This window comes from Oleiharenicola lentus, from assembly GCF_004118375.1.
Lineage (GTDB): Bacteria > Verrucomicrobiota > Verrucomicrobiia > Opitutales > Opitutaceae > Lacunisphaera > Lacunisphaera lenta.
Genome location: NZ_SDHX01000001.1, coordinates 3189235 through 3213041, shown reverse-complemented (window position 1 = coordinate 3213041; position 23807 = coordinate 3189235). Strand labels below are relative to the sequence as shown.

At 66.7% G+C, this 23807-nt stretch carries 27 protein-coding genes; 9 read left to right on the top strand and 18 right to left on the bottom strand.

Annotated features, from left to right (window positions below; all coding sequences use genetic code 11):
- Nucleotides 1–8: 8 nt before the first annotated feature.
- From ESB00_RS13320 to ESB00_RS19700, 5 genes are all read right to left on the bottom strand, one after another.
- The gene (locus tag ESB00_RS13320; protein ID WP_164976200.1) at nt 9–2795 is read right to left on the bottom strand and encodes a serine/threonine-protein kinase; all 2787 of its coding nucleotides are present in this window, start codon (nt 2793–2795) and stop codon (nt 9–11) included.
- 65 nt (nt 2796–2860) lie between these two features.
- Entirely contained in the window at nt 2861–3436 is a 576-nt protein-coding gene (locus tag ESB00_RS13315) for an ECF-type sigma factor (RefSeq protein WP_129048170.1), read from the bottom strand.
- A gap of 119 nt (nt 3437–3555) precedes the next feature.
- Nucleotides 3556–3945 carry a hypothetical protein gene (locus tag ESB00_RS13310; protein WP_129048169.1) on the bottom strand — a complete coding sequence of 130 codons (390 nt, stop codon included), beginning with the start codon at nt 3943–3945 and terminating at the stop codon, nt 3556–3558.
- 82 nt (nt 3946–4027) lie between these two features.
- Nucleotides 4028–4396, bottom strand: a complete 369-nt coding sequence (locus ESB00_RS13305; protein ID WP_218938746.1) for a nuclear transport factor 2 family protein — start codon at nt 4394–4396, stop codon at nt 4028–4030.
- Between the two features lie 22 nt (nt 4397–4418).
- Nucleotides 4419–4700, bottom strand: coding sequence for a hypothetical protein (locus ESB00_RS19700; protein ID WP_164976199.1), 282 nt, complete (start codon nt 4698–4700; stop codon nt 4419–4421).
- Nucleotides 4701–4841: 141 nt separating this feature from the next.
- Between ESB00_RS19700 and ESB00_RS13300 the strand changes: the two genes are divergently transcribed.
- The 3 genes from ESB00_RS13300 (at nt 4842) to ESB00_RS13290 (ending at nt 6988) form a co-directional block, all read left to right on the top strand.
- Nucleotides 4842–6326, top strand: a complete 1485-nt coding sequence (locus ESB00_RS13300) for an intermembrane phospholipid transport protein YdbH family protein (RefSeq protein WP_164976198.1) — start codon at nt 4842–4844, stop codon at nt 6324–6326.
- A gap of 90 nt (nt 6327–6416) precedes the next feature.
- On the top strand, nt 6417–6614 hold the full coding sequence (locus tag ESB00_RS13295; protein WP_129048167.1) for a YnbE family lipoprotein: 198 nt from the start codon (nt 6417–6419) through the stop codon (nt 6612–6614).
- 5 nt (nt 6615–6619) lie between these two features.
- Nucleotides 6620–6988: a YdbL family probable chaperone protein gene (locus ESB00_RS13290; protein ID WP_129048166.1), complete on the top strand. Its 369-nt coding sequence runs from the start codon at nt 6620–6622 to the stop codon at nt 6986–6988.
- Nucleotides 6989–7009: 21 nt separating this feature from the next.
- On the opposite strand, the gene ESB00_RS13285 is transcribed toward ESB00_RS13290, so the two are convergent.
- From ESB00_RS13285 to ESB00_RS13270, 4 genes are all read right to left on the bottom strand, one after another.
- Entirely contained in the window at nt 7010–7852 is an 843-nt protein-coding gene (locus tag ESB00_RS13285; RefSeq protein WP_129048165.1) for an NAD(+)/NADH kinase, read from the bottom strand.
- An 80-nt stretch (nt 7853–7932) separates the two neighbouring features.
- Nucleotides 7933–8679, bottom strand: coding sequence for a TlyA family RNA methyltransferase (locus tag ESB00_RS13280; RefSeq protein WP_129048164.1), 747 nt, complete (start codon nt 8677–8679; stop codon nt 7933–7935).
- A 4-nt stretch (nt 8680–8683) separates the two neighbouring features.
- The gene (locus tag ESB00_RS13275; protein ID WP_129048163.1) at nt 8684–9508 is read right to left on the bottom strand and encodes an Fpg/Nei family DNA glycosylase; all 825 of its coding nucleotides are present in this window, start codon (nt 9506–9508) and stop codon (nt 8684–8686) included.
- A gap of 125 nt (nt 9509–9633) precedes the next feature.
- Nucleotides 9634–10767 carry a M24 family metallopeptidase gene (locus ESB00_RS13270; protein WP_129048162.1) on the bottom strand — a complete coding sequence of 378 codons (1134 nt, stop codon included), beginning with the start codon at nt 10765–10767 and terminating at the stop codon, nt 9634–9636.
- A gap of 54 nt (nt 10768–10821) precedes the next feature.
- On the opposite strand from ESB00_RS13270, the gene ESB00_RS13265 reads away from it, so the two are divergent.
- Nucleotides 10822–11340: a DUF192 domain-containing protein gene (locus ESB00_RS13265; protein ID WP_129048161.1), complete on the top strand. Its 519-nt coding sequence runs from the start codon at nt 10822–10824 to the stop codon at nt 11338–11340.
- 10 nt (nt 11341–11350) lie between these two features.
- On the opposite strand, the gene ESB00_RS13260 is transcribed toward ESB00_RS13265, so the two are convergent.
- The 5 genes from ESB00_RS13260 to ESB00_RS13240 are packed head-to-tail and all read right to left on the bottom strand — an operon-like array spanning nt 11351 to nt 16784.
- A complete protein-coding gene (locus ESB00_RS13260) occupies nt 11351–12250 on the bottom strand; it encodes a PfkB family carbohydrate kinase (RefSeq protein ID WP_129048160.1) in 900 nt (299 codons plus the stop codon).
- Nucleotides 12243–14354 (bottom strand): HAD-IIB family hydrolase, encoded by a 2112-nt coding sequence (locus tag ESB00_RS13255; protein WP_129048159.1) that lies wholly within the window; start codon nt 14352–14354, stop codon nt 12243–12245. Before ESB00_RS13255 ends, ESB00_RS13260 begins: the two co-directional genes overlap by 8 nt.
- Before the next feature lie 9 nt (nt 14355–14363).
- Nucleotides 14364–14828, bottom strand: a complete 465-nt coding sequence (locus ESB00_RS13250; RefSeq protein ID WP_129048158.1) for a universal stress protein — start codon at nt 14826–14828, stop codon at nt 14364–14366.
- Nucleotides 14825–15388 carry a mechanosensitive ion channel family protein gene (locus tag ESB00_RS13245; protein WP_129048157.1) on the bottom strand — a complete coding sequence of 188 codons (564 nt, stop codon included), beginning with the start codon at nt 15386–15388 and terminating at the stop codon, nt 14825–14827. Before ESB00_RS13245 ends, ESB00_RS13250 begins: the two co-directional genes overlap by 4 nt.
- Before the next feature lie 58 nt (nt 15389–15446).
- The gene (locus ESB00_RS13240; RefSeq protein ID WP_129048156.1) at nt 15447–16784 is read right to left on the bottom strand and encodes a glycosyltransferase; all 1338 of its coding nucleotides are present in this window, start codon (nt 16782–16784) and stop codon (nt 15447–15449) included.
- Between the two features lie 363 nt (nt 16785–17147).
- On the opposite strand from ESB00_RS13240, the gene ESB00_RS13235 reads away from it, so the two are divergent.
- Nucleotides 17148–19295, top strand: a complete 2148-nt coding sequence (locus ESB00_RS13235; protein WP_129048155.1) for a beta-N-acetylhexosaminidase family protein — start codon at nt 17148–17150, stop codon at nt 19293–19295.
- A 30-nt stretch (nt 19296–19325) separates the two neighbouring features.
- Here the strand turns inward: ESB00_RS13235 and ESB00_RS13230 are convergent, their stop codons facing one another.
- Nucleotides 19326–19685 carry a DUF2934 domain-containing protein gene (locus tag ESB00_RS13230; RefSeq protein WP_164976197.1) on the bottom strand — a complete coding sequence of 120 codons (360 nt, stop codon included), beginning with the start codon at nt 19683–19685 and terminating at the stop codon, nt 19326–19328.
- 117 nt (nt 19686–19802) lie between these two features.
- On the opposite strand from ESB00_RS13230, the gene ESB00_RS13225 reads away from it, so the two are divergent.
- The 3 genes from ESB00_RS13225 to ESB00_RS13215 all read left to right on the top strand — a co-directional run bounded on the left by ESB00_RS13225 (nt 19803) and on the right by ESB00_RS13215 (nt 20536).
- A complete protein-coding gene (locus tag ESB00_RS13225) occupies nt 19803–19982 on the top strand; it encodes a CPXCG motif-containing cysteine-rich protein (protein WP_129048153.1) in 180 nt (59 codons plus the stop codon).
- A 58-nt stretch (nt 19983–20040) separates the two neighbouring features.
- Nucleotides 20041–20199 carry a DUF3309 domain-containing protein gene (locus tag ESB00_RS13220; protein WP_129048152.1) on the top strand — a complete coding sequence of 53 codons (159 nt, stop codon included), beginning with the start codon at nt 20041–20043 and terminating at the stop codon, nt 20197–20199.
- Between the two features lie 127 nt (nt 20200–20326).
- Nucleotides 20327–20536 (top strand): DUF2934 domain-containing protein, encoded by a 210-nt coding sequence (locus tag ESB00_RS13215; protein ID WP_129048151.1) that lies wholly within the window; start codon nt 20327–20329, stop codon nt 20534–20536.
- 130 nt (nt 20537–20666) lie between these two features.
- Here ESB00_RS13215 and ESB00_RS13210 read toward each other — a convergent pair whose 3' ends face one another.
- Genes ESB00_RS13210 through ESB00_RS13200 form a run of 3 tightly spaced genes read right to left on the bottom strand, consistent with a single transcriptional unit; the run spans nt 20667 to nt 21724 of the window.
- Nucleotides 20667–20978, bottom strand: a complete 312-nt coding sequence (locus ESB00_RS13210) for a type II toxin-antitoxin system RelE/ParE family toxin (RefSeq protein ID WP_129048150.1) — start codon at nt 20976–20978, stop codon at nt 20667–20669.
- Entirely contained in the window at nt 20975–21190 is a 216-nt protein-coding gene (locus ESB00_RS13205; protein WP_129048149.1) for an addiction module protein, read from the bottom strand. Before ESB00_RS13205 ends, ESB00_RS13210 begins: the two co-directional genes overlap by 4 nt.
- Nucleotides 21191–21244: 54 nt before the next feature.
- Nucleotides 21245–21724 carry a hypothetical protein gene (locus ESB00_RS13200; RefSeq protein ID WP_129048148.1) on the bottom strand — a complete coding sequence of 160 codons (480 nt, stop codon included), beginning with the start codon at nt 21722–21724 and terminating at the stop codon, nt 21245–21247.
- Between the two features lie 165 nt (nt 21725–21889).
- Between ESB00_RS13200 and ESB00_RS13195 the strand changes: the two genes are divergently transcribed.
- Nucleotides 21890–23692 (top strand): GMC family oxidoreductase, encoded by a 1803-nt coding sequence (locus ESB00_RS13195; RefSeq protein WP_129048356.1) that lies wholly within the window; start codon nt 21890–21892, stop codon nt 23690–23692.
- Nucleotides 23693–23807: the final 115 nt, after the last annotated feature.

The window sequence follows — 23807 nt, the reverse complement described above, 5'->3', positions numbered from 1 at the left end:
GTTATGTTTTATTCGGTCAGGCCCAGCGTGGCCGCGACATACGGATCGGCGGAGCGATGACCGAAAGCTTTCAGCCGCGCGACCAACGGTGCGGCGGCGGCGGAGTCGCCGGAGAGGACCGCGATGAGCGCGGCCGGCTCCAACAGGCGCCAGTCTTGGGCTCGGTCGGCCGGGCCGAGCACTTCGGCGGCCAGCCGCCAGTGATCCGCAGGGAGGGGCTGACCGCGGGCTGCGGCGATGCGGCCTTCCATGATCAACACATGACAGGCGAGATGGCGGGTCCAGATGTCAGCCTGAGGATTCAGCCAGAGTCGTTCGGCGGCCGGGCGGGCCTGCGCGATCGCGTCGTGCGCCTCGGCGAGCCGCGCCTCGCTCAGGAGCAGGCCGGCCTCATGCGTCCAGGCCATCACGGCCAGGCGGGCAAAGTTCACCGAGGCCGGCTCGGCCGCAGCGAGGGTGACGAATTTTTTCCGGACTTCACTGACCGTCGGCAGCAGCGCGGCGGGCGGTGCCAATCGCAGCGCGGCCTGCGTGAGTTGCAGGCGCAGCAGCACGGATTGCCAGCGCTTGTTGGCGGGGTCGAGGGCCACCAGCTTCTGCAACACGGCCATGGCCTCGCTGTATTTGCCGGCCGCCCGGGCCCGTTCCCCGCTGATGGCGCTGATGGTTCCGGCAAAGGTGAGACTCTGGGCGAGTTCGAACTGCCACCGGGCGTCTGCCGGCTCGAGTTGGGCCAGTCTTTCGTAGAGGCCGGCCATGGTGGTGTAATGATCGGCGGCCTCCGGATAGCGCCCGTTGCGTTCGGCAATGGTGCCAAGCCACGAGGCGCCGTCAGCGCGCCGGTAGAGCAATTCCGGGTCGTTGGGGGCGGCCGCCAGCAAGGGCGCGAGCGCGGCCATCTCGGCCACGAAGCCGGCTTGGGCGGGCGCAAAATTGCCGGCATCCACGTCGAGCACGGCGAGGTTGTGGTGGCCGCTGGCCAGCTCGAGATGCGAGCGCCGGGTGGCGCCTTCAAGCGCGGCCAGCGCCACGCCGGTGTCGCGGTATTTCACCAGCCACTCGCGCTGACGCGCCAGATCGCCGCGCCGGCGGGCGGCGAAGCCGATCCAAAATTCGGCCTGGGCGCGTTCGTAGAGCATGTCCCCGTTTTGCGGATGGCGGGCCGCCAGCGCGGCGGCGCGGGCGTGGGCGGCGGTGAACGCCTGCTCGGCCTCGGCGAAGCGCGCCTGCTCGAGCCGCACCTCGCCGAGCTGGGTCAGCGCCTTGGCCTGGCGCGTGAGGGCGGTGTCGGTGACGTCGCGCAAATCGAGCGATTCAAAATATTCCATCGCCTGCGCGCTGATGCGGTCGAGCAGCTCGAGGCGGCCGATCTTCTGCAGCTCGGTGCGGAAATCGCCGAGCATGAAGGTGAGCAACGCCTCGGCCTGCTCCTGGCGGCGTTGGGCGTCGGCGCGCGCCGCTGCCTCGGCCCCTCGGGCGGCGAGCGCGGCGTCGCGTTCGGTGGCGGCGAGGCGCTCCGCCCGCGTGGCGCGCACCGCCTGCCAGGTGCTCACGGTCGTGCCGGCCACGAGGGCAAGCGTCACGGCCGTGACCGCGGCCACCGCGAGGCGGTTGCGGAGCGCAAATTTTTGCAGGCGGTAGAGCGCATGCGGCGGGCGGGCCTCGACGGGTTGCTGCCGCAGGTGGCGTTGCACATCCTCGGCGAGCGCGGCGGCCGTGCCGTAGCGGCGGTCGCGCTCCTTCTCCAGGCAGCGCATCACGATCCAGTCGAGGTCGCCTTTCAGGACCGCCGTCAGGCGCGGCGGCGCCGCCCCGCGCTGGCGGGCCACGGTGTCCCGGTCCTCCACGGTCAGCGTCGAAAGCCGGGTGGACGGGCGCGGCGGATCCACTTCGCGGATGATGCGACGGATCTCAAACACACCGGCGCGCACCAGTTCCTTCGGGTCATAGGGCGGCCGGCCGGTCAGCAGTTCATAGAGCAGCACCCCGAGCGCATAGACGTCGCTGCGCGTGTCCACGTCGTCGTGCCGCAGTTCCGCCTGCTCCGGGCTCATGTAGGCGGGCGTGCCCATGAACAGCCCCAGTTCGGTGTGCAGGGTTTCGCCGCCCATGCCGCCCGTCGTGGCCTTGGCGATGCCGAAATCGATGATCTTGGGACATGGTGCGCCGTCGCGGAGCGAGACGAGGATGTTGGAGGGCTTGAGGTCGCGGTGGATGACTCCCTTCTGGTGGGCGTGCTGGAGGGCGAGACAGACACGGGCGAACAGTTCCAGCCGTCGCTCCATCGCGAGGCTGTGTTCGTCGCAAAAACGCGTGATGGGGATCCCCTCGACATATTCCATCACGAAGTAGGGCCGGCCGGCCGGGGTGGTGCCCGCATCGTAGATCCGGGCGATGTCCGGGTGGGTCATCAGCGCGAGGGTCTGCCGCTCGCTTTCGAATCGGGCGATGACGCTGCGCGTGTCCATGCCGGGCTTGATGACCTTGAGGGCGACGAAGCGGCGCAGGGGCGTGGACTGCTGGGCCAGCCACACGACGCCGCAGCCGCCCTCGCCGATCCGCTCGCGCAAGGTGTAGGGACCAATTACCGTGCCGGGTTCCTCCTCGGGCCCGGCGGGGGGGCGCACGGTCAGCGGGCGTTCCAGGAAACGCTGGGCCTCGTCATGCGCCGACAGCAACGCCTCGATCCGGGCGCGGGCGTCGGGCTGACCTGCACAGGCACGATCAAGGAACGCCGGCCGCTCGGCAGCGGGCAGTTCCAGAGCTTCGGCGAAAATGTCGTCGTCCGGCTTCAAGTCAGCGGGGCATGCCTCCAATGCGGGTTTTTGCCATGGAAGAGGACAGGGCCCGCTCCGGCAGGCTAGCCCCGGAGGCGCTTAACCTCATTGAACAGCCAGGTGCGCGCGTACACCCAGTCGCGCTTGGCCGTGCGTTCGGAAATGCCGAGAACCTGGGCGGCCTCCTCGATCGTCAGGCCGACAAAGTAGCGTTGTTTCACCAGCTCGGCCTTGCGCGCATCATGCTGGGCAAAGGCTTCGAGAGCTTCGTTGATCAGGAGCAGCTCGTTGTCGTCCGCCAGGTCGGCCGGCAGGTCGAAGGCGGTTTCGTTGGCGCTGACTTTCTGGAGCTTGCCGCCGTGCCGGACGGCTTGTTTGCGGCGCGCGTTGTCGATGAGGATGCGGCGCATGGCCTCGGCGGCGGCGGCGAAGAAGTGTGCGCGATTGGCCCACGCGGGCTGGGCGTCGCCCCCGAGGCGCAGCCAGGCCTCGTGCACCAAGGCGGTGGCTTGCAGGGTCTGCCCGGGGGACTCGCGCGCCATGCGTGAGGCGGCGAGCCGGCGCAGTTCCCCATAGACCAGAGGCAGGAGTTCCTCGGCGGCAGTGGGGTCGCCGGCGTTGATCCGCTGGAGGAGAGGCGTGACTTCGTCGGGCTGCACGGCGCAAGAGCGTGCAGTGTCACGCAGTTACCGGAAGGAGAAAATCTGCCATACGGTTGACTGGCATGAAAAAGCGCGCCCCGCGGGGCGCGCTGCAAGTGAGTCGCGATTGGCCTGGTTCAGGGCTTGGCGGGCACCCGAATCTCAAGGGACTCGTAGCCGGCGGCGGTCAGCACCACGCGGTCTTCGGCGGAGAGGTCCTTGATGGTCAGCGAAGCGCCGGCCGCCACGGTCGCCTCGGGCACCGCCCGGGCCTTGTCCATGGCGTGATGGACCACGCTGAGCAGGACCTTGCCGCTGACCTTGAGCGAGTCCTTGGACTCGTTCTTGAGATGCAGCACAAAGGGCGTGCCCTCGGTGCTGGCGACTTTCTCGAACGAGGCCTTGAGGGGCAGGGCGGGCGCCTTTTCGGCGGCGTTGAGGGCCGGGGCGACGAAGGCCAGTCCGGCAATGAGCGCGAGCGCGCACAGGCCGCGCAGCGTGGAAATGAAACGGAGGGGTTGGTTCATGGGGATGGAGGTTGAAACGCGTCGAGGCTGGCGGCTGGCTGCGCGGACTCAAGGGCGCAAGCTGCGCAAATATTGGCGCACTTCAGTCACCGGCCAGGGTTTTGGGGCCGGCGATGCTCCAGGCCCGGACAATGCGGCCGTGCTGCACCTGGTAGATCATGGTCAGTTCGATGGTGCCCGGGCCCTCGGGGAAAGTGCGGGTGACGCGCTCGTGGTCGATGACCGTGTCGCCTGCGACGATGCGGTGGAGCAGGGCGGCGTGGAGGTTGGGCTCCCGGAAGCGCGTGGCAAAACGCTCGCGCAGGGCCGCCGTGCCGCGGGCGAGCAGCGTCGCGGGAAATTCGTAGAGCTCCGCCTCGTCGGCGTAGATCTGCAGGAGCGTTTCGAGCTCGCGGGCGTTGTAGGCGTCGAGCTGGCGCTGGATGATTGCGGCGGGAGAGGCGGTCATCATGGCCGAGCGAACGGGAAGGGCGTTACCGGGGCAAAGCCTTATTCTCTTCGGCCGTGGGCGCGGCCGGTGCGGCGGGTGCGGGTTTGACCGCGCTGTTCATGACCTCGGTGGCGATGGCGCGCATCTCCTCCGCCTCCTTCCGTACTTCGGCCTTGGTCTTGTATTCGATGCCGGCCTGCCGGGCCTGCCACCGGGCTTTCTGCTCCTGTTTCCATTCCTCGTAGGAGGTGGATTCCGGATTGCTGGCGCAGCCGCTCCAGAGGCCCAGGCAAAACAGCGCGAGCAGGCGGGCGCAGATTCTCATGGGTTCACGAGAGCCCGGCTTGGGTCGGAAGGCAATCCGGCACGCGCGGTCCGGGCCCGAAACTACTCGACGCCGCCGCGGGCGAAGACGTTCATCGGGAAACATCCTGCCCGGCCCGCCGTCTTATCACATCACCGTCCCATGCCCAAGTCCCCGCGCAAATTCCGTCTCAGTGTGCTCGTGGTTCTGTCCGTGACAGCGGTGGCGGGGATCGCGGCGGCGCGATGGGCGGCCTTGCCCTGGGCCCTGGGCGCGGCGCTGAAGGCCGGCGGGGCCACGGAGATTGCCTTCGATGTGGCCAGGGTTTCGCCCTGGCGCATGGAGCTGGATGACCTGGCCTTCCGACTCGATGCCGTGCGCTTCGCCGCGGAGCGGACCACCCTCGAACGGGCACATTGGTGGTCGCCCTCGTTGGGCCGCCTTCGCGTGCAGTCAGCCCGGGTGGACGTCGAGGTGGACCAGATGACCGCCAGCCAGCCGGCAACCGCCAAGCACGGGAGCACCCCGACCGCTCCGCCCTCGTTGCCGCTGGAGGGCATCTCTTTCGACGGCCTGGTCACGCTGCGGGCCGGTGGCAAATTGGAGCAGGCCCTGGTGGTGCAATTTGCCGTGCAACCGCTGGCGACAAAAGAGTGGGGCGGGACCGCGGTGGTGACGGCCCCGGGTCTGAACCTGGCGCTCGCAGGCAGCTACGCACCAGTCACTGGCAGGACCGAATTTCAGACAACCTCGTTGCAGCTCGACGTGCTGCCCTGGCGGGCCTGGCTGGAACACTGGCTGCCGCTGCCCGCCGGGCCGTGGGAGTTCGCCGGCGTGGTGAACGGTGACGTGCAGGGGAGTTTCCAAGAGGGAGCGCTTGCGGGGCGGGGGGAGTTTCATCTCCGCCAAGGTCGCCTGGCTAATCCCGCTCTCGCCGTGGTGGCCGAGGGCGTGGAGATGGACGTGCCGGCGGTGGACCTGGCCGCGCTCCGGGCCACCGGGGTGGCGGTGCGCGCCGAAAAACTCACCGCCGGCACCGTGGCCATGACCGATCTCAACGCGGAGGCGGCCAGCGCCACGGCGGAACAGGTGGAGGTGTCGGCGCTGTCCGTGCGCGCCCTCGGTGGGGTCCTGCACGTGGAGCCGTTCACCCATCGCTTCAGCAACCCCGCCATCCAGGCCGTGGTGCGCGCCGAGGCGATCCGCGCAGAAGACGTGCTCGCGCTCACGCAAAACCTTCCGGCCCGGGCGACCGGGGCGTTGAGTGGACGCCTGCCGCTGCGCTACGAGGGCGGCGCCCTGCAGCTGGGGACTGGATGGCTGGGCCTGGCCGAGGGCCAGAGCCTGGAGATCGAGTTCCACGCCGAGGGGCTCCTGACCGCGGGCACGTCGCCCAAAAGCGCCAACTACGCGGTGCTCAAGCAGGTCGAGGACGGCCTGCTCAAGCTCAAGGTCACGGAACTGCGCCTCGAGGTCCGTCCGCCCAACGCCCCGCCCAACCGCACCGCCCAGCTGCGCATCGCAGGGGAGCCGGTCGATCCGCGGGTCAAGGCGCCCGTCACGCTCGACCTTAACGTCAACGGCCCGATCGAAAGCCTGCTCAACCTCGGACTGAAGGGCGGGATCAAAACGGGAACCAAACCTTGAGCCGGCTGACTCAATCGGGAAACCAACCCGGCCTGCTGCCAATGGATTTAATCCGTGCCTAACCCTGAAATCCGTGGTCCAATTTTTCCCATGAAACGTTTTCTCCTGCTCACGTCCGCCTGTCTGCCGGCCCTGTTTTCCGGCTGCGTGAACGTGAAGACCACGCCGATCGAAGTGAAACCGATCCATATCACCGTGGATGTGAACGTGAAGGTGGACCGCGCCCTCGACGACTTCTTCGGCGAGCTCGACAGCAAGTCCGCCACCCACGAAACCCCGAAGTCCTGACGCCCATGACCTCCCGTCTCCTTACCTGCCTCGCCTTTGTCACCCTCTCGGCCGTGGTCGCCCACGCGGACAGCGCCGCCGACCTTCGCCGCCGCATGGAGCAGCGCCTCCCCGCCATCGACGCCCTCAAGGCCGAGGGCGCGGTCGGCGAAAACAACCGTGGCTTCCTCGAGGTGCCGCCCGCTGGCAAGGCTGGCAGCGGCACCGTCATCACCGACGAGAACCGCGACCGCGAAGCGGTCTATGCCCTCATCGCGAAGCAGACCGGGGCCACGCCCGAGGCCGTCGGCAAGGCCCGCGCCCGGCAAATCGCCAGCGGCAGCAAGGCCGGTGTCTGGATTCAGGACGAAGGCGGACAGTGGAAGAAGAAGTGATCCTGCGCCGGAGCGCCCGACTCACTTCTTGTCCGTCAGGCCGCCGCTCCACTTGAGTTTGGCGCGCATGACGCCGAAGTGGCGGTAGTCGCGCCGGTGCACGAGGGCGAGCTGGCGCCGGGAGACCGTGACCTCGATGGCGGAGCCCTTGACCACGGTGCGGTTGCGCTGGCCGTCCATTGCGACGAGCAGTCGCGTGCCGGGCGTGCAATTGACCACGCTGAGCTTGACCGTGTCCTTGAACACGATGGTGCGGTTGCTGAGCGTATGCGGGCAGATCGGAGTCATCGCAATCACGCCGGCGCCCGGGTGGATGATCGGGCCGCCGGCCGAGAGATTGTAGGCGGTCGAGCCGGTCGGCGTGGAGAGCACGAGACCGTCGCACAGGTAATCGGTCACGAGTTCGCCGTCGGCGCACACCTCGAGGCGCACCAGCTGGGAGTTGACCTCCGCCTTGATGAGCACGTCGTTGAGCGCGAGGTCGCGGCGCTGCGGGCCGGTGCGGCACTCCAGCAGCGTGCGCGGGGCGATGCGGTAGTGGCCGAGCAGCATGTCGCCGAAGCAGGCGCGCGCCTCGTCGGGCGTGAAGCTGGTGAGGTAGCCGAGGCTGCCCTGGTTGACGCCGATCAGCGGCACGCCGGCCGCGGCCGCCTCGCTGACCGCGCCGAGGAGGGTGCCGTCGCCGCCGATGATGCAGCCCGCGTCACAGCCCTTGAAGTAGCCGGCGGGCAGCTTGCGGTTGGGCCGGCTCTTGATGCGCCGCACGCCCACCGTGCGGGCGATGGCGATCAGCTCGCGCGCCAGCGCGGCGGCGCCGGATTTCTCGGTGTTGACGACAAAGGCGAGTCTGCGGATGGGAGCCATTGGATGGGGCGAACGATGGACACCCCATGATGAACGTTCAACGTTCAATCCCTCCATCTCTGTCATCCGCCGGAGGCGGCTCAGGCTTTCTTCAATCCCAGCAGGAACTCCCGGTTGCCGTCGGCTCCGTGGACCGGGCATTCGAGGTCCCCCACGAGGGTGGCACCGGGTAGCTCTTGCAGGGCGAAGTCACGCACCTCGGTCAGCACGCGCCGGCGCACGGCGTCGTCGCGGATGATGCCCTGGCCCTTGTCCACCTCGGCCTTGCCGGCTTCGAACTGGGGTTTCACGAGGGCGACGAGCGTCCCGCCGGCGCGCAGGAAAGGCCACACGGCGGGCAGCACGCTCTTCAGGGAGATAAACGAGAGATCCATCACGACCAAATCGTAGTCGGCGCGCGGCAGGTCGCCGGCGGCGAGATGGCGGGCGTTGACCTTTTCAAGGTTGGTTACGCGCGGATCGCGGCGCAGTCTTTCGTGCAACTGGCCGTGACCAACGTCCACGCAGGTGGCGCTGACCGCGCCGGCCTGGAGCGCGCAGTCGGTGAAGCCGCCGGTCGAGGCGCCGACGTCGAGCACATGCGCACCGGTGAGATCGAGCGGGAACTGTTCGAGGTAGGCCGTGAGCTTGTCGCCGCCGCGGCTCACGAAGCGCGGCGGCTGGTCGATGGTCAGCTCGATCTCCGGCGGATATTCCTTGCCGGGCTTGTCGAGCCGATCAGTGCCGTGGCGCACGCGGCCCGACATGATGAGCGCCTTGGCCTGCGCCCGCGTAGGCGAGAGGCCGCGCGCCACCAGGAGTTCATCGAGACGTTGCTTGGCCGGCATGGGATCAGCGTAGCCTTTGCCGGGCCGGTGACCAGCACGTCGTGCGGCCGCCGACTTCCTCGCGGACCAGGAGTTGGTTGGTGCGAGGGCAGCGCCCGCCGTCCTCCCAGCGATGATTGAACAGCCAGGAGGCAGGCATGAGTTCGTTCAGCCTGGCCGGCAACGGGCCGCCGACACCGGCGTTGTATTTCAGCGCACCCCGGCAGACGAAGCGGCATTCGCGATGGAGCGTGCGCACCTCGGCGGTTGTCAGCGAGCCGGCGAGGCGCTTGGGGTGGAGCGCGGCGCGCCAGAGAATCTCGTCGGCCATCCAGTTGCCGATGCCGGGAAACCGCTCCTGCATCAGCAGCACCGCCTTGATCGGCGCGCGGGCGCGGCGCCGCAGGAAATCCGCCACGGCCTCCATGGTGAACGCGGGCGACAGGATGGCCGGGGCAATCTTCGTCCACCACGCGGGCGCCGCTTTGCCGTGATGGAACCGCACGCCGCCGAACATGCGTGGGTCGTTGAACACCAGCTGCCGTTCCTTCTGCACGAGGATGAAGTGATCGTGTTTCGTGGCCACGTAGTCGGGCGGCTCCACGCGCGTCTCACCGCTCATGCCGAGATGGATGCCCAGCCAGTTTTCGCCCGAGAAGCGGAAGAGCATCTGCTTGGCTGCGGACGCGGAACCGAGCAGCTTGGCCCCGGCCAAACGCCGCCTCAGTTCGCCCGTGTCGCAGTCGCGGAAGACTTTCTTGCCCTCGTGCAGACGCACGGCGAGCACCTTGGCGCCGTGGCCGGCGCTCCAGCGTTTGCGGAAAAACTCAACCTCGGCGAGTTCGGGCATGGGTGGGTGGGGATCAATTAACGCCTACTTGTCATTCTGAGCGAAGCGAAGAATCCAGGGTGATGACCGCAGTGATCATGCTGCTGGATCCTTCACGGCGTTCAGGATGACCGGTGGCGTCGGTTTTACCGGATCTCCCACTGATACGGATGACGCGAAAGCATCGTCGAACCCGTGGCGGTGACCTGCACGACGTCTTCCCAGCGGCATCCGCCGAGGCCGGGGTAGTAGAGGCCGGGTTCGACCGTCAGCACGGAGCCCTTCTTCAGCGGCGTGGCGATCAAGGGCGAGATGCGGCCGGGGTCGTGCACTTCCAGGCCGAGCCCGTGGCCGGTGCCGTGGAAGAAACCCACCGAGCCGCCCTTGCCGTGGCGGGTCTCATAACCGGCTTCCTCGAAACAAGCGGTGACTGCGCGGTGGACCTCGCGTCCGTCCACGCCGGCGCGGATCGCGTTGAGCGCGCGTTTCTGGGCGTCGCGCACGGTGGCGACCAGGCGGCGCTGCACTTCCCGCGGACGACCCTTGAGATAGGTGCGGGTCATGTCGCCGTAGTAGCCGGTTTTCAGCACGCGAGGGAACACGTCGATGATGATGAGTTCGTGCGGACGCAGCGGGCCCGAGCCGCGCTCGTGCGGGTCGCAGGCCTGGTCGCCGCCGGCGACGATGGTGTCGCGCGGGTCGCCGCCCTGCTCGCGGATGGCGGTCTCGAGGGCGAAGCGCAGGTTTTCCGAGGTCAGCACCGAGCCGCGATGGACCAGGGTGCGGCCCTTGATCCGGGCGGCACGCAGGATTTTTTCCGCGGCGGTGAAACCGACGGAGCACAACCGGTTGCCCTCGCGCACGGCGGCGGCTTCGGCGGCCGTCTTGATTTCGCGTTCCGGGAAAAGCATGCCGCCCGCCAGATCAAGCTTCAGGCCGAGCTTCGTGAGCTTCAAATAGAGGTGGCTCGGGAAGTCATCCGCCACGCGGAAGCGGCGCAGGCCATGCGCGCGCGTGACGGTGGCGATCATCTCCGCGAGGCCGGCTTTGGGGCCGAATTTCTCGCGGGCCTTGGTGCGCCAGTCGTCCAGCGGGAGCACCCGCCCGAAGACGCTCGTTTTCTTGACACGGCCGAATTCCAACGGGCTTTGCACCGTGACCTTGGTGCCGTCGGGCAGGCCGAAGGCGAGGAACGGATCGTGGACCTCGACGCGGCCAAAGTAGAGCTGGTCGGCGCTGTGATGGGTGCTGGCGTAGATGAGGGGGGGAGGGAGTTTCACGGGGAGTGATATTTTTTGCCGACATTGACCCTGAAGCTGTGCAAAAACGCAAAAATGTTTTCCCGCCGCCGTTTCCTGCCCTTGCTGATTGTTGCAGCCCTCGCGTTGCTTACCGCTTGCGGGAAGGACGCCGCGGCCCGCGCCGCGCCGAAGTCCATCGAGGACCGTTTCGCCATCAAGGTCGGCGCCCGCACCGTGCAGGTGCAGGTCGCGCTTCTCCCGGCGGAGACCCAGAAGGGCCTGATGTTCCGCGAACAGATGGGCGTGGACGAGGGCATGGTCTTCGTCTTCGACCGGCCGCAGCAGATGAGTTTCTGGATGCGCAACACGCCCCTTCCCCTCGATATCGGCTACTTCGACACCGAGGGCGTGCTGAAGGAAATCTACCCGCTCTATCCGCGGGATGAACGTTCCGTGGTCTCGCGTGGGCGCAACCTGCAGTTCGCCCTCGAGATGAACCAGGGCTGGTTTAGCACCGCCGGCGTGAAGCCCGGCGACAGAATCGACCTCAAGGCCCTGGCCGAGGCCGTCCGCGCCCGCGGGCTAAAGCCCGAGTTGTTCGGTCTCCGCTGAGATCGCCCGGTCAGCCAACGGGACGACCTTGGGCGTCGGTCGTGTATGCGGGGGTGGCGCCGTCATGGGAGGCGACGAATTCGCCCAGACGGCAGGCGCGGGCGAGGGCGGCGGCGGGCGATTCGCGGTGCAACAGCAGGCCCGCGAGCAATCCGGCGGTGAAGGCGTCGCCGGCGCCGACGGTGTCGCGCACGGTGACGGGTTGCGCGTTGGCCCAGTGCCAGGTGCCTTCGGCGAGCAGGCCGGCGCCGTGCTCGCCGGACGTCACACAGACGAGGGCGCAGCCGTATTTTTCGGCGAGGGTGCGGGCGTGGCCTTCTTCGCGGCCGAAACCAGGCTGGTCCTCGGCGAGGCGGGCGGCCTCGCCGGCGTTGACCTTGAGCAGGGTGGCCTTGCGGGCGAGGTCGGTGATCAGCGCGGGCGCGTCGTGGGGGGCGCGGAGATTCACGTCGAGCACCCGCAGCGCGCCGGCCGGTAATATGGCGAGCAGCCGGTCGAGGCTGGCCCGGTTGACGGGCGAGCGCTGGGCGAGCGAGCCGAAGACCAACGCCTGCGCTCCAAAAACGGCCCGCATAGTGTCTTCGCCCGGGATGATCTGGTCCCACGCGACTTCGGGCGCGATCTCGTAGTTGGCGCTACCGGTGGCGTCGAGCACGGCGCGCACATGGCCGGTGGGCAGGCCGCGGTGGCGCGTGACGCCTTCGGTTTCGAGACCCCAGCCTTTCAGCCGGTGCAACAGGTCGTCACCGAGAAGATCCTGCCCGACACCGCTCACGAGGTGGGCGCGCAGGCCGAGGCGGTGGAGATGGTAACAGACGTTGAACGGGGCCCCACCGGGAAACGCGCCGCGCGGCAGGAAATCCCAGAGGATTTCCCCGAAGCAAACGACGGTGGGACGCGGGTCACTCATGATCGGTGCGGCCGGGCTCGAGGCCGACCTCCTGGCAGGCGCGGATGAACGACGCGGCGCTCCACGCCTGGAAGGCCTTGCCCATGGGGCGTCCGGTCTGGCCGTGGGCCCACTCGTTGAACTCCCACTCGTGGTCGGCGCCGAGGCGGTTCAGCTCGGCGAGGCGCACGAGCTCGCGGCAGGCGACCTCGTGGAAGCCGAGGCGGTGGATGAAGCGCACCCACATGCCGCCGATGAAGGGCCAGATGCCGCCGTTGTGGTAATGGTGCGGCAGGTTGAGCAGGTTCACCGTGTAGTAGGCCTTCCAGTCGGGATCGCCGGCCTGCACGACGGGGTAAAGGTTGGCCACGGGCCAGGGCTGGTTTACGCCCACGCCCCACATGAAGCGGAAGGCGGTGCGCGCGCGGTCCACATCGAGGAGATTCATGAGGAACGCGAGGATGTTGGCGTAGGTGTCACAACGCCAGCTATAGGAAAACGGCGTGATCTCGGCCAACAGATACTGCGAATCGCCGAGGCCGGCCTGCCGCTGGGCGAAACGGTTCTGCGCTACGGACTGTGCCGGGTCGGCGGGCTGGGTGCTCGGCCAGAAGAGGTCGAGGATGCGGCCGCGGATGCGTTGGGAGGCGCGCAGGTAGTCGGCGGCGCGGTCGAACTGGCCCATCAGCTCGAGAATGCGGCCGTAGCAGACGTTGGCGCGGAACCAGAGCACCTCGTCGTAGAGCACGTTGTAGCTGCGGCCGAAGAGGTCGGTCCAGTCGCCGGCCTCGGGGATCTCGAGCAGGCCGTCGTTGTTGGAATCCTGCGCGCCGAGCCAGTTCATGATCGTCTGCAGGCGCGGGGCGTGGCGGTAGAGCAGCGAGAGGTTGCCGGTGCGATAGGCGTAGTTGTAGATCGCAATCATCAGCCACAGGCCGCTGTCGATCGAGGCGATGTTGCCCACGCCGGAATAGTCGGGCTCGCCCGTGTCGATGCGGACGTTGGCCGGGACCTGGCCGTTGGGCGTGGTGGCATTGAGGAGGGTCTCGAGCGTGGCGAGGGAACAGGCGCGGATGTCCTCGTCGTCGAGATGCAGGCTGTTCCAGACGGTGATCGAGCCGTCGCGGGCCCAGACGCTGCGGTAGTTCACGTCGGTGCCGGTGACCTTGTTGTGCTCAAGGGAGCAGGCGGAAAAGCCGAGGGGCGTGATGTTGCGCCGTAGGGCCGCGACGGCCTGCTCGTAGGCGGTGGCGAGGAAGGTTCGCTCCTTCTCGGTGAGCGAGCCGAGCTTGGTGTCGGAGAAGAGCATCCGGAAACCGGGCTCCATCTGTTCGCGCTTCACGCGGGATTTTTCCTTCGTCGGGATCATGCAGACCACGCCGAAGTGGCACAGACCGTCGAGCACGCCGTCGGCGATGATGTGCCGCGAGCTGTAGGTGGGCACGTCCACCGTGGCCTCGTAGAGCTCGGGCAGGGTGTTCTCGAGCACGATGCCGCGCACGCCGGGCAGGCGGAACATGGAGGCGTCGTTGCCGCTGTCGCCGGCCACGAGCACAGTGTCGAGCGGCACGCCGAGGCGCTCGCAGAGCCAGCGGAGCGCGCCGCCCTTGGTGGCGTTGCGCGGCAGGATGTCGAGGTCGCGCGAGCTGGAATAGACGACCTTCACCTTGAGGCCCGCGTCGGCGAGGCGCTGCTTGAGGTCGCGGAGCGTGCCTGGCGTGGCGTGGTCGAGGAACCAGCTCGACTTGAACTCGTGCTGGTAGCCGGGCGGCTGCGGACGGGTGCCGGGGAAGTGTTCGGCCACGCGACGCACCGCCTCCAGGTCCCAGCCCTCCGTGAGGTGGTGGCGAAACTCGTCGAGGCGGCGCGCCGCCTTAACGTCGTGGATCTCGGCGCCGACGCCGCCGATGTAGTAGTCGGCCGCGGGCAGGATGCCGTCGTCCACGAACCGCTTCAGGTCGTCCACCAGCCGGCCGCTGTTATAGACCAGCAGCGGGCGCGCCTCCGGCGACAGCGACTCCCACGCGGTCTTGAAGCGGGCGGTGGACTCGGGGTTGCCGAGCAGCGTGCCGTCGAGATCGGAGGAGAAGAGGCGGACCGGCGGGGGCGGGGCGGAGTCGGACATGGCGATGAACTATTGGCGGCGCACGGACATGACGGGGCAGGGGGCGTGGCGCATGATTTCCTCGGCAGTGCTGCCGACGAGGACGCGCTTCAGGCCGCTGCGGCCCTTGGTCGTGAGCACGATGAGGTCAATGGTCTGCTGGCCCGCGAGGGCGAGGATTTGCTCGGCGGGCTTGCCGGTGAGCACGGCGTTTTCGGCGCGCACGCGCGGCGGGAGCAGCGAGAGGCTCATCTCGCCGAGGCGCTTCAGGGCCACCGTCCGCTGCCGCGTGACCTCGTCCTTCGGCGTCTTGCCCGGGTCGGGCAGGACATGGACGAGGTGGATGCGCGCGGAGAACTTCTGGGCGAGGGGCACGGCGTAGCGGAGCGCCTGGCGCGACTTGCCGGAGAAGTCGAGCGGCACGAGGATGCGGAGCAGGCGCGGGTAGGAGGCGCGCACCCCGCCGAGGACGGAAGTGGTTTTCGCGGCACTCATGCGGCGGTCCCTCCGGCGTTGTGCCGCAGCTGATCACCCAGGCCCGTGGTGCAGGTGCCGAGGCGGCGTTTGAAGACCTTTTGGAAGAAGGTGTTGTTGGGAATCATGACTGATTCGGTATCCGACACCTGGAGGGTGGTAAAGACGAGGCTGAGGTCCTTCACGCGGCCCTTCACGTTGTCGGTGGGCAGCTCGAGTTCGTCGCCCACGGAGAAGGGCTTGAAAATCACGAGCACGAAGATGCAGAGGAAGTTGCTCAGCACGCTCCACACGGCGACGAAGCCGATGGCGACGAGACCGAGCACCGAGCCGATCAGGGCCAGGATCGTTCCGATCTGGAAGCCCCAGAGGCTGAGGATCAGCGCGAGCGCAACGACCAGGATGGCGTAGCGCAACATCAGCCGCACGGGCGCGTAGGCGAGGCGCGGCAGTCCGGCCCAGTGGGCGAACTGCAGGATCCGCCCGCGCAGGCCGAAGAAGAGCGCTAAGGCGACGACGAGGATGACACCTGTCTCGATGAGGCGGATGAGGGTGGCTTGGTCGAGGGAGAATTCGAGCATGTCGATGAATGAAGAGGGTTGAATGAAGCAGGAAGGGAGGAGCCAGCTGGGCAGCTGTTCAGTCGCCGTCGTTCCAGGGTTCGTCCCATTCGTTGTCAGTGAAGGCGAGGGCGGTGGCCCGTTCCTCGATGAGGCTGGTGAGCTGCTGGGCGATGCCGGTCCAGGTGAAGAGGCTGCGGGCCTTGTGGGCGCCCATGCGGGACAGCCGGTTGGACAGACGCGGGTGGCGCAGGACCTTCACGATCGAGATGCCGAGGTCCTCCTTGTCGAAGGTGTCGGCGTAGAGCGCGTGGCGCCCGAAGGTCACGGCGCGGAACAGGCCGCCGTGGATGGTGACGACCGTCGGCGTGCCGCAGGCCATGGCCTCGATGGCGGTCATGCCGAAGGGCTCGTAGCGGCTGCTCAGCACAAAGACATCGGCGGCGCGGTAGTGGTCGGCCATCTCGGCCTCGGCGACGAAGCCGGAGAACTTCACCCGCGCCTCCAGGCCCAGCCGGACGGTCTGCTCCTTGAGTTCGCGCAGGATGGTCTGCTCGTTGGGATTCATTTCATTGCCGCCGACCGCCAGGTGGAGGACCGCGTCGGGAATGCGCGTTGCGACCACGGAGAAGGCGTCGATCAGGAGGTCGTAGCCCTTGTTGCGCGCGAGCCGGCCGATCGCGAGCACCACCTTGCCCTCGAAGCCGAGGCGCGAGCGGATGGCGTTCCGCGTGGCGGCGCTGACCGGGTAGAAGCGGTTGTCGTCGTAGCCCGGCGGGATCATGTTCACCTGCTCGGCGGGCGCGCCGTAGTCCTTCACGATCATGTCGAGTTGGTCGGGCGTGGTGGCGATGACCTCGTCGCAGCTCCGGTAGAGAAGGGTCTCCTCGTTGATGCGTTGCGTGAAGTTGTATTTCTTCTCCAGCGAGGCGGCGTCGCCTGGCGCATCACGCTCCATGAGCTGCTTTTTCCACAGGCCGAGCGAGTGCGGCGTGTGGACGTGCGGCACGTCGAGCGCCTCGGCGAGGCGCTGGGTGGCGTAGCCGGCGTCCCAGTAGTGGCTGTTGAAGAACTGGTATTTCAGGCCGTGCTTCTTGATGAAGCGCAGGGCGTTTTCCGCCCACTCGGGCAGGTGCGACACGAGGTACTCCTTGCCGAGGAAGTTGCGTCCGCCGCAGGGCACGCGGAGCACCCGGACGCGGTCGTTGACCATGTCCATCTCGGGCTGGTCCTCGAAGCGGCGGGTCCAGATGTCCACCTCGAAGCCGAGCTGGGCGAGTTTCTTAGCGAGTTCGAGGACATAGACGACCTGGCCGCCGGTGTCGGCCGCCCCCAGCGGGGGTTCGGCGGCGACGTAACCGTGGGTGGAAACCATGCCGATGCGCGGGAGCGCAGACTCAGGAATAACAACTGACATAGACTGTATGGGTTTTGCCCCCGCAGGCTGTGAGTCGCAGGCGAAGGCAGGTGAGCGTTGACGCGGCCGTGACCGCGGGCCCGGAGTGTCCGGGCGATGACGCCGCTCACGAATCCGATCTCGAGTGCAACGAGAAGTGACGAAACACGGGCTTCGAAATGTGAGCGACCCCAAGGCAATTACAGGCACGCGCGCGGAAAGTGCCAGAAAAAGTTTCGGGTATTCGGAAAAACTTTTTCATGCGCCGCGGCCGCAGCATCAGCGCACGCGGCCGTCCGGCGATTGTCTGCGTGTGACGACAGTCCATCGTTCGCCCAAGCTTTCCCTTGTTAAAGCGAGGCGTGGGGTTTCAGTGGCTCCACGATGAAACCCCGCATCCTCGCCCTGCTCGCCGGTCTCTGTCTCGTCGGTGCGCTGCGCGCCGAGCGCGTGTATATCCTCCACGATGCGGATGTGCCGCAGGCGGCCTACGCGGCGCGCAAACTCGGCGAGGCGCTCGTCGGACAGCGGCACGAATTGCTCCGCGAGCGCGCCGGTTACGACCGGCTCGTCAGCCTAGCCGTTCATCGTGAGCGCCTCGCGCCCGAGGCCTACCAGATCATTCCCGAGGGGAAAGTGATCACGGTTTATGGCGGCGACGGGCGCGGGCTCATCTATGGCACGCTCGCGTTGGCGGAGGCGCTGCGCCACGGCACGCCGCTCGCGGAGGTGAAGCCCGCGGCGGAGCGGCCGCATCTGGCGTTCCGCGGCATCAAATACAACCTTCCTTGGGAAACCTACCGCGCGAGCACCGCGCTCGACCAGCACATCCCCGTCGCGAAGGACCTGAAGTATTGGGAGGCGTTCCTGGACATGATGGTGGCGAACCGGTTCAACGTGGTGAGCCTTTGGAATATGCACCCGTTCACCTTCATGGTGCGGCCTAAGAATTTTCCCGAGGCGAGCCCGTGGACGGAGGCGGAGCAGGAGGAATGGCGGCAACTTTACCGCGGCATCTTCCGTCTCGCGAAGGAGCGCGGCCTCGACACCTATATCGTTCACTGGAGCATTTTCGTGAGCAAGGAGTTCTCCGAGGCGCATGGTGTGGCGAAAAAGAATTTCTACCCGCACTACTACGTGGACGGCGACTCCTCCGAGATCGTGCGCCGCTACATCCGCGAGAGCGTCACGCAGGTGCTCAATGAATATCCCGACCTCGACGGCATCGGCCTCTCGCACGGCGAGGGCATGGCCGGCATGACTCCGCTCGAGCGCCAGCAGTGGATGGACGACGTGATCGTGGCCGGCATGCTCGACGCCCACCGCAAGGTGAAGCTCATCCACCGCGTGCCGTTCTCGTCCGGGCTGTCCTCGGCCGGCGGCACCAGCGCCCACGTCGAGGCGGTGACGCGCGCCGCGATGGAGAAGCTGGAGAACCGCTTCGACGGCCCGATCTGGGCGGAGATGAAGTTCAACTGGTCGCACGCGCACTCGACCCCGAAGCTCGTGAAGGTCCACGGCGGCAAGCTCGGCGACACCTACTTCAAGCCCACGCCGTCGAACTACAAGGTCGTGTGGATGGCGCGCAACGAGGACTTCTTCGCCCTGCGCTGGGGCGTGCCGGATTTCATCCGCTCGCACATCGCGCGCAATGGCACCCAGGATTACGTCGGCGGCTATTTCGTCGGCTCCGAGTGCTACATCCCCGCGCTCGACTACTTCACCGCGCTGAAGGAGCCGGTGGACTGGAAGTGGGCCTTTGAGCGGCAGTGGCTGTTCTACCAGCTTTGGGGCCGGCTGCTCTACAACCCGGAGACGCCCGACGCCGTGTTCCAGGCGGAGTTCAACCGGCGCTACGGTGCGAAGGGCGATAACCTGCTGCGCGCCTACGCACTCGCCTCGACCACGCAGCTGCGGCTCAACTCGCTGTTCGACACGCGCTGGGACTTCACGCTCTACGGCGAGGGTTTCTTGGCGTTGCAGGGCGACTACACGAAATACATCGGCATCGACCGGCTGATTGCATCCCCCGTGCTCGATCCCGATTACGTCTCCATCAAGGACTACGTCGAGACCACAGCCGCGGGCGGGAGCTTCGGTCCGGAGCGCATGACTCCGCCGGAGCTGGCCGACCTGCTCGAACGCGACTGCCGCGAGGCGCTCGGGCTCGTGGCGGGCATCGACCCAGCCGGCAATGCCACGCTGTGCTACGAGGTCGCCGACGTGCAGGCGTGGGCCCGATTGGGCCTGCATCTCGCGGAGAAGCTGCGCGGCGGCCAGGCCCTTCATCGTTTCCGTCTCAAGGGCGCCGCCGCCGACCAGCAGGCTGCGATCACGCACCTGGAGAAGGCCGTCGCCCAATGGGACGAACTCGTGAAGCTGACGCGTCCGCTCTACCGCGACATGCCGCTCGTGCACTACAACCACAACTTCTTCCACGCGAACCCCGACAATCTCTTTCACTGGGCGCTCATTCGCGACGAGGTGGCCAAGGATGTCGAGGTTGCGCGCGGCGCAGAGCGCGCGAAGTGAATGAAGCGGGGAGACCGCGCTCGCGCCGGCTTACGAGGAATGTGATTTTGCCCAGATCGGTTTGCCGGACTCGGACGGTTTACCCTTCGGTCCGGTGTGCCGGGGGACCAGCGGGGCGCGGGCGTCCTCCTTCTGCTGGTCCGCTTGGTTGGCTTCGCGCTCCGTGGCTGCGGCCGGAACCTGGTAACTGATCGGATTTTCGGGACGGTTGAAGCCCCGGGCGTAGGTGACGAAAGCGTCGGCCCGGACTTCGGAATCCGGGGTGCGGCTTTCGCTCAGTTGCTGCTCGGCCTCGAGCCAGAGGGCGGTGTCGCAGTTGGCCGGGCAACCGCGGTCCTGCCAGAGATGGTGGGCTTGCTGGGCGATCTCGTCGTGAGTGGGTATTTTCATGGGATGGTTTGTCGATCTACGTGAACCGCCGCGCCGGGAGTGGTTCCGGATATTTTCACCGACCCCGATGTTTCTCCGGCCGGTTGCTTTTCCGTGCTGGCGGAGGCACCCTGGTTCGTGCGCGACGCCCTTTCCATTGAATGCCCGCATTGCGGGGAGACCTTTTCCCTGGCCTTTGATGTCTCCGAGGGCGGCGCAGAGTTTGTCACCGATTGCGAGGTCTGCTGCCGGCCGATGGTGGTGACCGTGCGGGTGACGGACGGCGCGGTGGATGGGGTCGAGATCGCGGAGTGCTGACTTCGTCATGGGTGAAGGCCCCATAGGCCTGCGGCGCTTCCGCTGCTACCGTGAGGCCATGAATCCCTTGCTCCTCATTCTCGTTCTGCTGCTCCTTTTCGGCGGTGGCGGCTTTTACTTCGGCGGACCTGTCTTCGGTGGCAGCGGCATCGGCCTGATTCTGCTGGTCGCGCTGATCATCTATCTGATGGGCGGTTTGCGGAGTCCAAAGAGCTGACTTCACCATCGCGGCCGGTTTTACCCGTGGATCACCCGGACCGGATGAACCCCTGCATCCGCATCATCCGGGTGATCCGCGGAGTCGTCCGGAATCCCGCCAACAGCCTCATTGCTTTCTCTCGTCCATGAAAAACCACACCGACTACGAAGCCCATCATTCCTCCTCCATCATCGCGAGGCACGAGGCCATCGCCACGCTGGCCCATGATCTGTGGCTGCGCGCGGGTCGCCCGGAGAACCAGGCGCAGGCTCACTGGCTGGAAGCCGAACAGGCCTTGGTGGATGCTCCTCCCGAGGACGGCCTGACCCAACCGCTCCTGCCGGTGGACTTTTAAGCCGAAACTACAGCAGTTTCACCCAAGGTGTAGCCGCGATTGAGCGACTGGCGAAAGCGTGGTCGCCAAGATACCACGTTGTCGCTGCGTTCCACCGCGGCTACAGTTCAATTCAGCCCATCCCCAGTGCTCACCGCCTTCCCCTGGCAAGGTTCAGGATCAAACGCGGATTGCGCCGAGCGTGGATGACGGCAACGACGACGGAACGCGTTTTCTCCTGAAAGTAATAGATCGCAAAATCGCTCCGGGGGATGAGCGCCCGGTGGTAGTCGTCGAACTTCACCGGATAGCTCCACGGGTTGATGGCAATGCGGTCGGTGGTCTCGAAGTATCGATCCAAGAACCTGTCTCCACCCTCGGGGAGGCGGGCGGAAAAGTAGTCGTAAGCGTTCTGCACATCTTCGCTTACGATGGCCAGGGCGACAACGGGTTTGCCGGTCACTTGGGGCGCTTGATCGACTTTTTCAGCTCATCCATCGTGAGCGTGGCGATCTGGCCCTGTTGGTAAGCTTTGCGGCGTGATTGGATCAGGCGTTTGTGACCGGCTGGCACCGCCATTGATTCGGTTGCCGCAGAATCCCAAAGCTGCTCGGCCAGCTTCAGCCGCTGGCGTGAAGGCAGGCGCTTGAGTTGCGGGAAATCGGCGAGCGTCACGACCCGAACCTGCGATAAGTTTGCGTGGCCGTCAAACCGTCTGTTGCCACCCGCTCACTCCAGTTTTCTCCGCCGGTCCACCTTCTCGGTCTTGAACTCGTCCTTGGGCAGCACGTTGTCGGTCACGACGACGCCGACGGGGAGCTTGGTCTTCACCCAGAGCTCGGACTCCTTGAAATACTTTGCGCTGGCGCTCTCGAGGGCTTCGCCCACGGACTTCACGGGGAGCATGCGGCCTTTCTTGGAGGCATTGAAGTCGTAGGCTGCTTTGAAGATGCGATCGGTGGTGGAGTAGGGGCTCGCGTTTTCCGGAATCTGCACGACCCAGCCGGTGAGTTCCTTCTGCGGCAGCTTGCCCTCCATGTCGGACAACACGATGACGAACTGCTTCTTCGGCGCCGGCGGCTTGATGTCCTCGTCGGCCGCAGGGGCGGTGATCTCGTTCATCTCCTCGACGATCTCGCGCAGGATGGACGGGTCCAGCTTGTGCTTCTTGAGGATCTCGGCGACCTGGTTGACTTCGATTTTGGCCATGGTGGGAAAGGGAAGGAGAGGAGAACCACGAAAAGCCCGAAAGCACACGAAAAAATTGTTCACGGGCCGGGCCAGACTAACGCTTCGCTCCCGCGCGTCGTCTTTCCCCTTGCCGATTTCGCCGCCGTGGCCTCCCTTGGGCGCACCCCCTTCACGGCCCGCGCCATGCCGAACATCACCCCTGCCCAGGTTAAATCTGATTACGATGTCATTGTCGTCGGTTCCGGCGCCGCCGGCGGCCAGACGGCCTACACGCTGACGATGGAGGGCGCCAAGGTTCTCATGCTGGAGGCCGGCCGCGACTATGATCCGGTGCAGGAGACGCCGATGTTCCAGACCAACGGCCAGGCCCCGCTGCGTGCGGCGGGCACGCCGGACAAGCCCTTCGGCTTTCACGACTCGACGGTGGACGGCGGCTGGCAGGTGCCGGGCGAACCCTACACCAGCGCCTCCGACGACCCGAAGCGCCAGTTCTGGTGGTGGCGCGCGCGCATGCTCGGCGGCCGCACCAACCACTGGGGCCGCATCTCCCTCCGCAACGGTCCCTACGATTTCAAGCCCCGCAGCCGCGACGGCCTCGGCTTCGACTGGCCGATTAATTACGAGGATGTCGCGCCCTACTACGACAAGGTCGAGATGCTCATCGGCGTCTATGGCGACAACAATGGCCTGGAAAACACGCCCGACTCGCCGGCGGGTGTGCTCCAGCCTCCGCCGGCCCTCCGCGCGGGCGAACGCTACACCAAGCACCACGCGCGCAAGCTCGGCATCCCGGTCATCCCGATTCACCGCGCCGTGCTCACGCAGCGCCTCGATCCGAACGTGCTCCCCGCGAAGCTCCATCCGGGCAACGCCAAGGCCCAGCGTGTCCTCGCCCAGGCCATGAGCGAACGCGCCGCCTGCTTCTGGGCCACCAACTGCGGCCGCGGTTGCGCCATCCGCGCGACCTACCAGTCCACCACCGTCCACCTCCCGCCCGCGCTCGGCACGGGCAACCTCGACATCCTCAGCGACGCGATGGGTTACCGCGTGCTGATGAACGACGCGGGCAAGGCCACCGGCGTCAGCTACATTGACCGTCGCGACGGCCGGGAGAAGGAGGTGCGCGCGCGCGTCGTCGTCCTCGCGGCCAGCTCGGCCGAGTCGGTGCGCATGCTGCTCAATTCCAAGTCCGCGCGCTTCCCCAACGGCGTGGCGAACTCAAGCGGCCTCGTCGGCAAATACATCATGGACACCGTGGGCGCCTCGCTGGGCGGACAGATCCCGGCGCTGGAAAATCTTCCGCTGCACAACGAGGACGGCGCCGGCGGCGGCCACGCCTACGTGCCGTGGTGGCTCTATCAGGAACAACTCGCCGGCAAACTCGGCTTCGCGCGCGGCTACCACCTCGAGTTCATGTCCGGCCGGCAGATGCCCGGCGCCGGCACCTTCTCCGGCCTCGAATGGCTCGGCCGCGGCTCCTACGGCAAAAAGTTCAAGGAGGACGCCCGCCGCTATTATGGCTCCTTCCTCGGCTTCGCCGGTCGCGGCGAGATGATCCCCAACGAGGATTCTTTCTGCGACCTTGATCCTGTCGTGAAGGACAAGTGGGGCATCCCCGTCCTGCGTTTCCATTGGAAATGGTCCGAGCACGAGACCCGGCAGGCCCGCCACATGCAGGAAACGGCCAAGGCCCTGATCGAGGCCATGGGCGGACGCGTCCGCCAACAGCCGGATGCCGACGGGGCCGATGCCATTCGGCCCGGCGGATTTATCATCCACGAGGTCGGCGGCACCATCATGGGCGCCGACGCGAAAAAATCCGTCACCAACCAGTGGTGCCAGACCTGGGACGTGCCCAACCTGTTCGTCACCGACGGCGGCCCGTTCGTCAGCAACGCCGACAAGAACCCCACGCTCACGATCATGGCCCTCGCCTGGCGCGCGGGCGACTACATCGTTGACCAGCTGAAGAAAGGAAACCTGTAGAATTCGAAACCTGAAAGCTGAAACCTGAGACCTGAGGATGGGCACCGTCCCGACCCTTTGGCATCAGAACACTACCAACAAATCGCTCTTCATTTCGCCCCATGTCTTCGCCCCT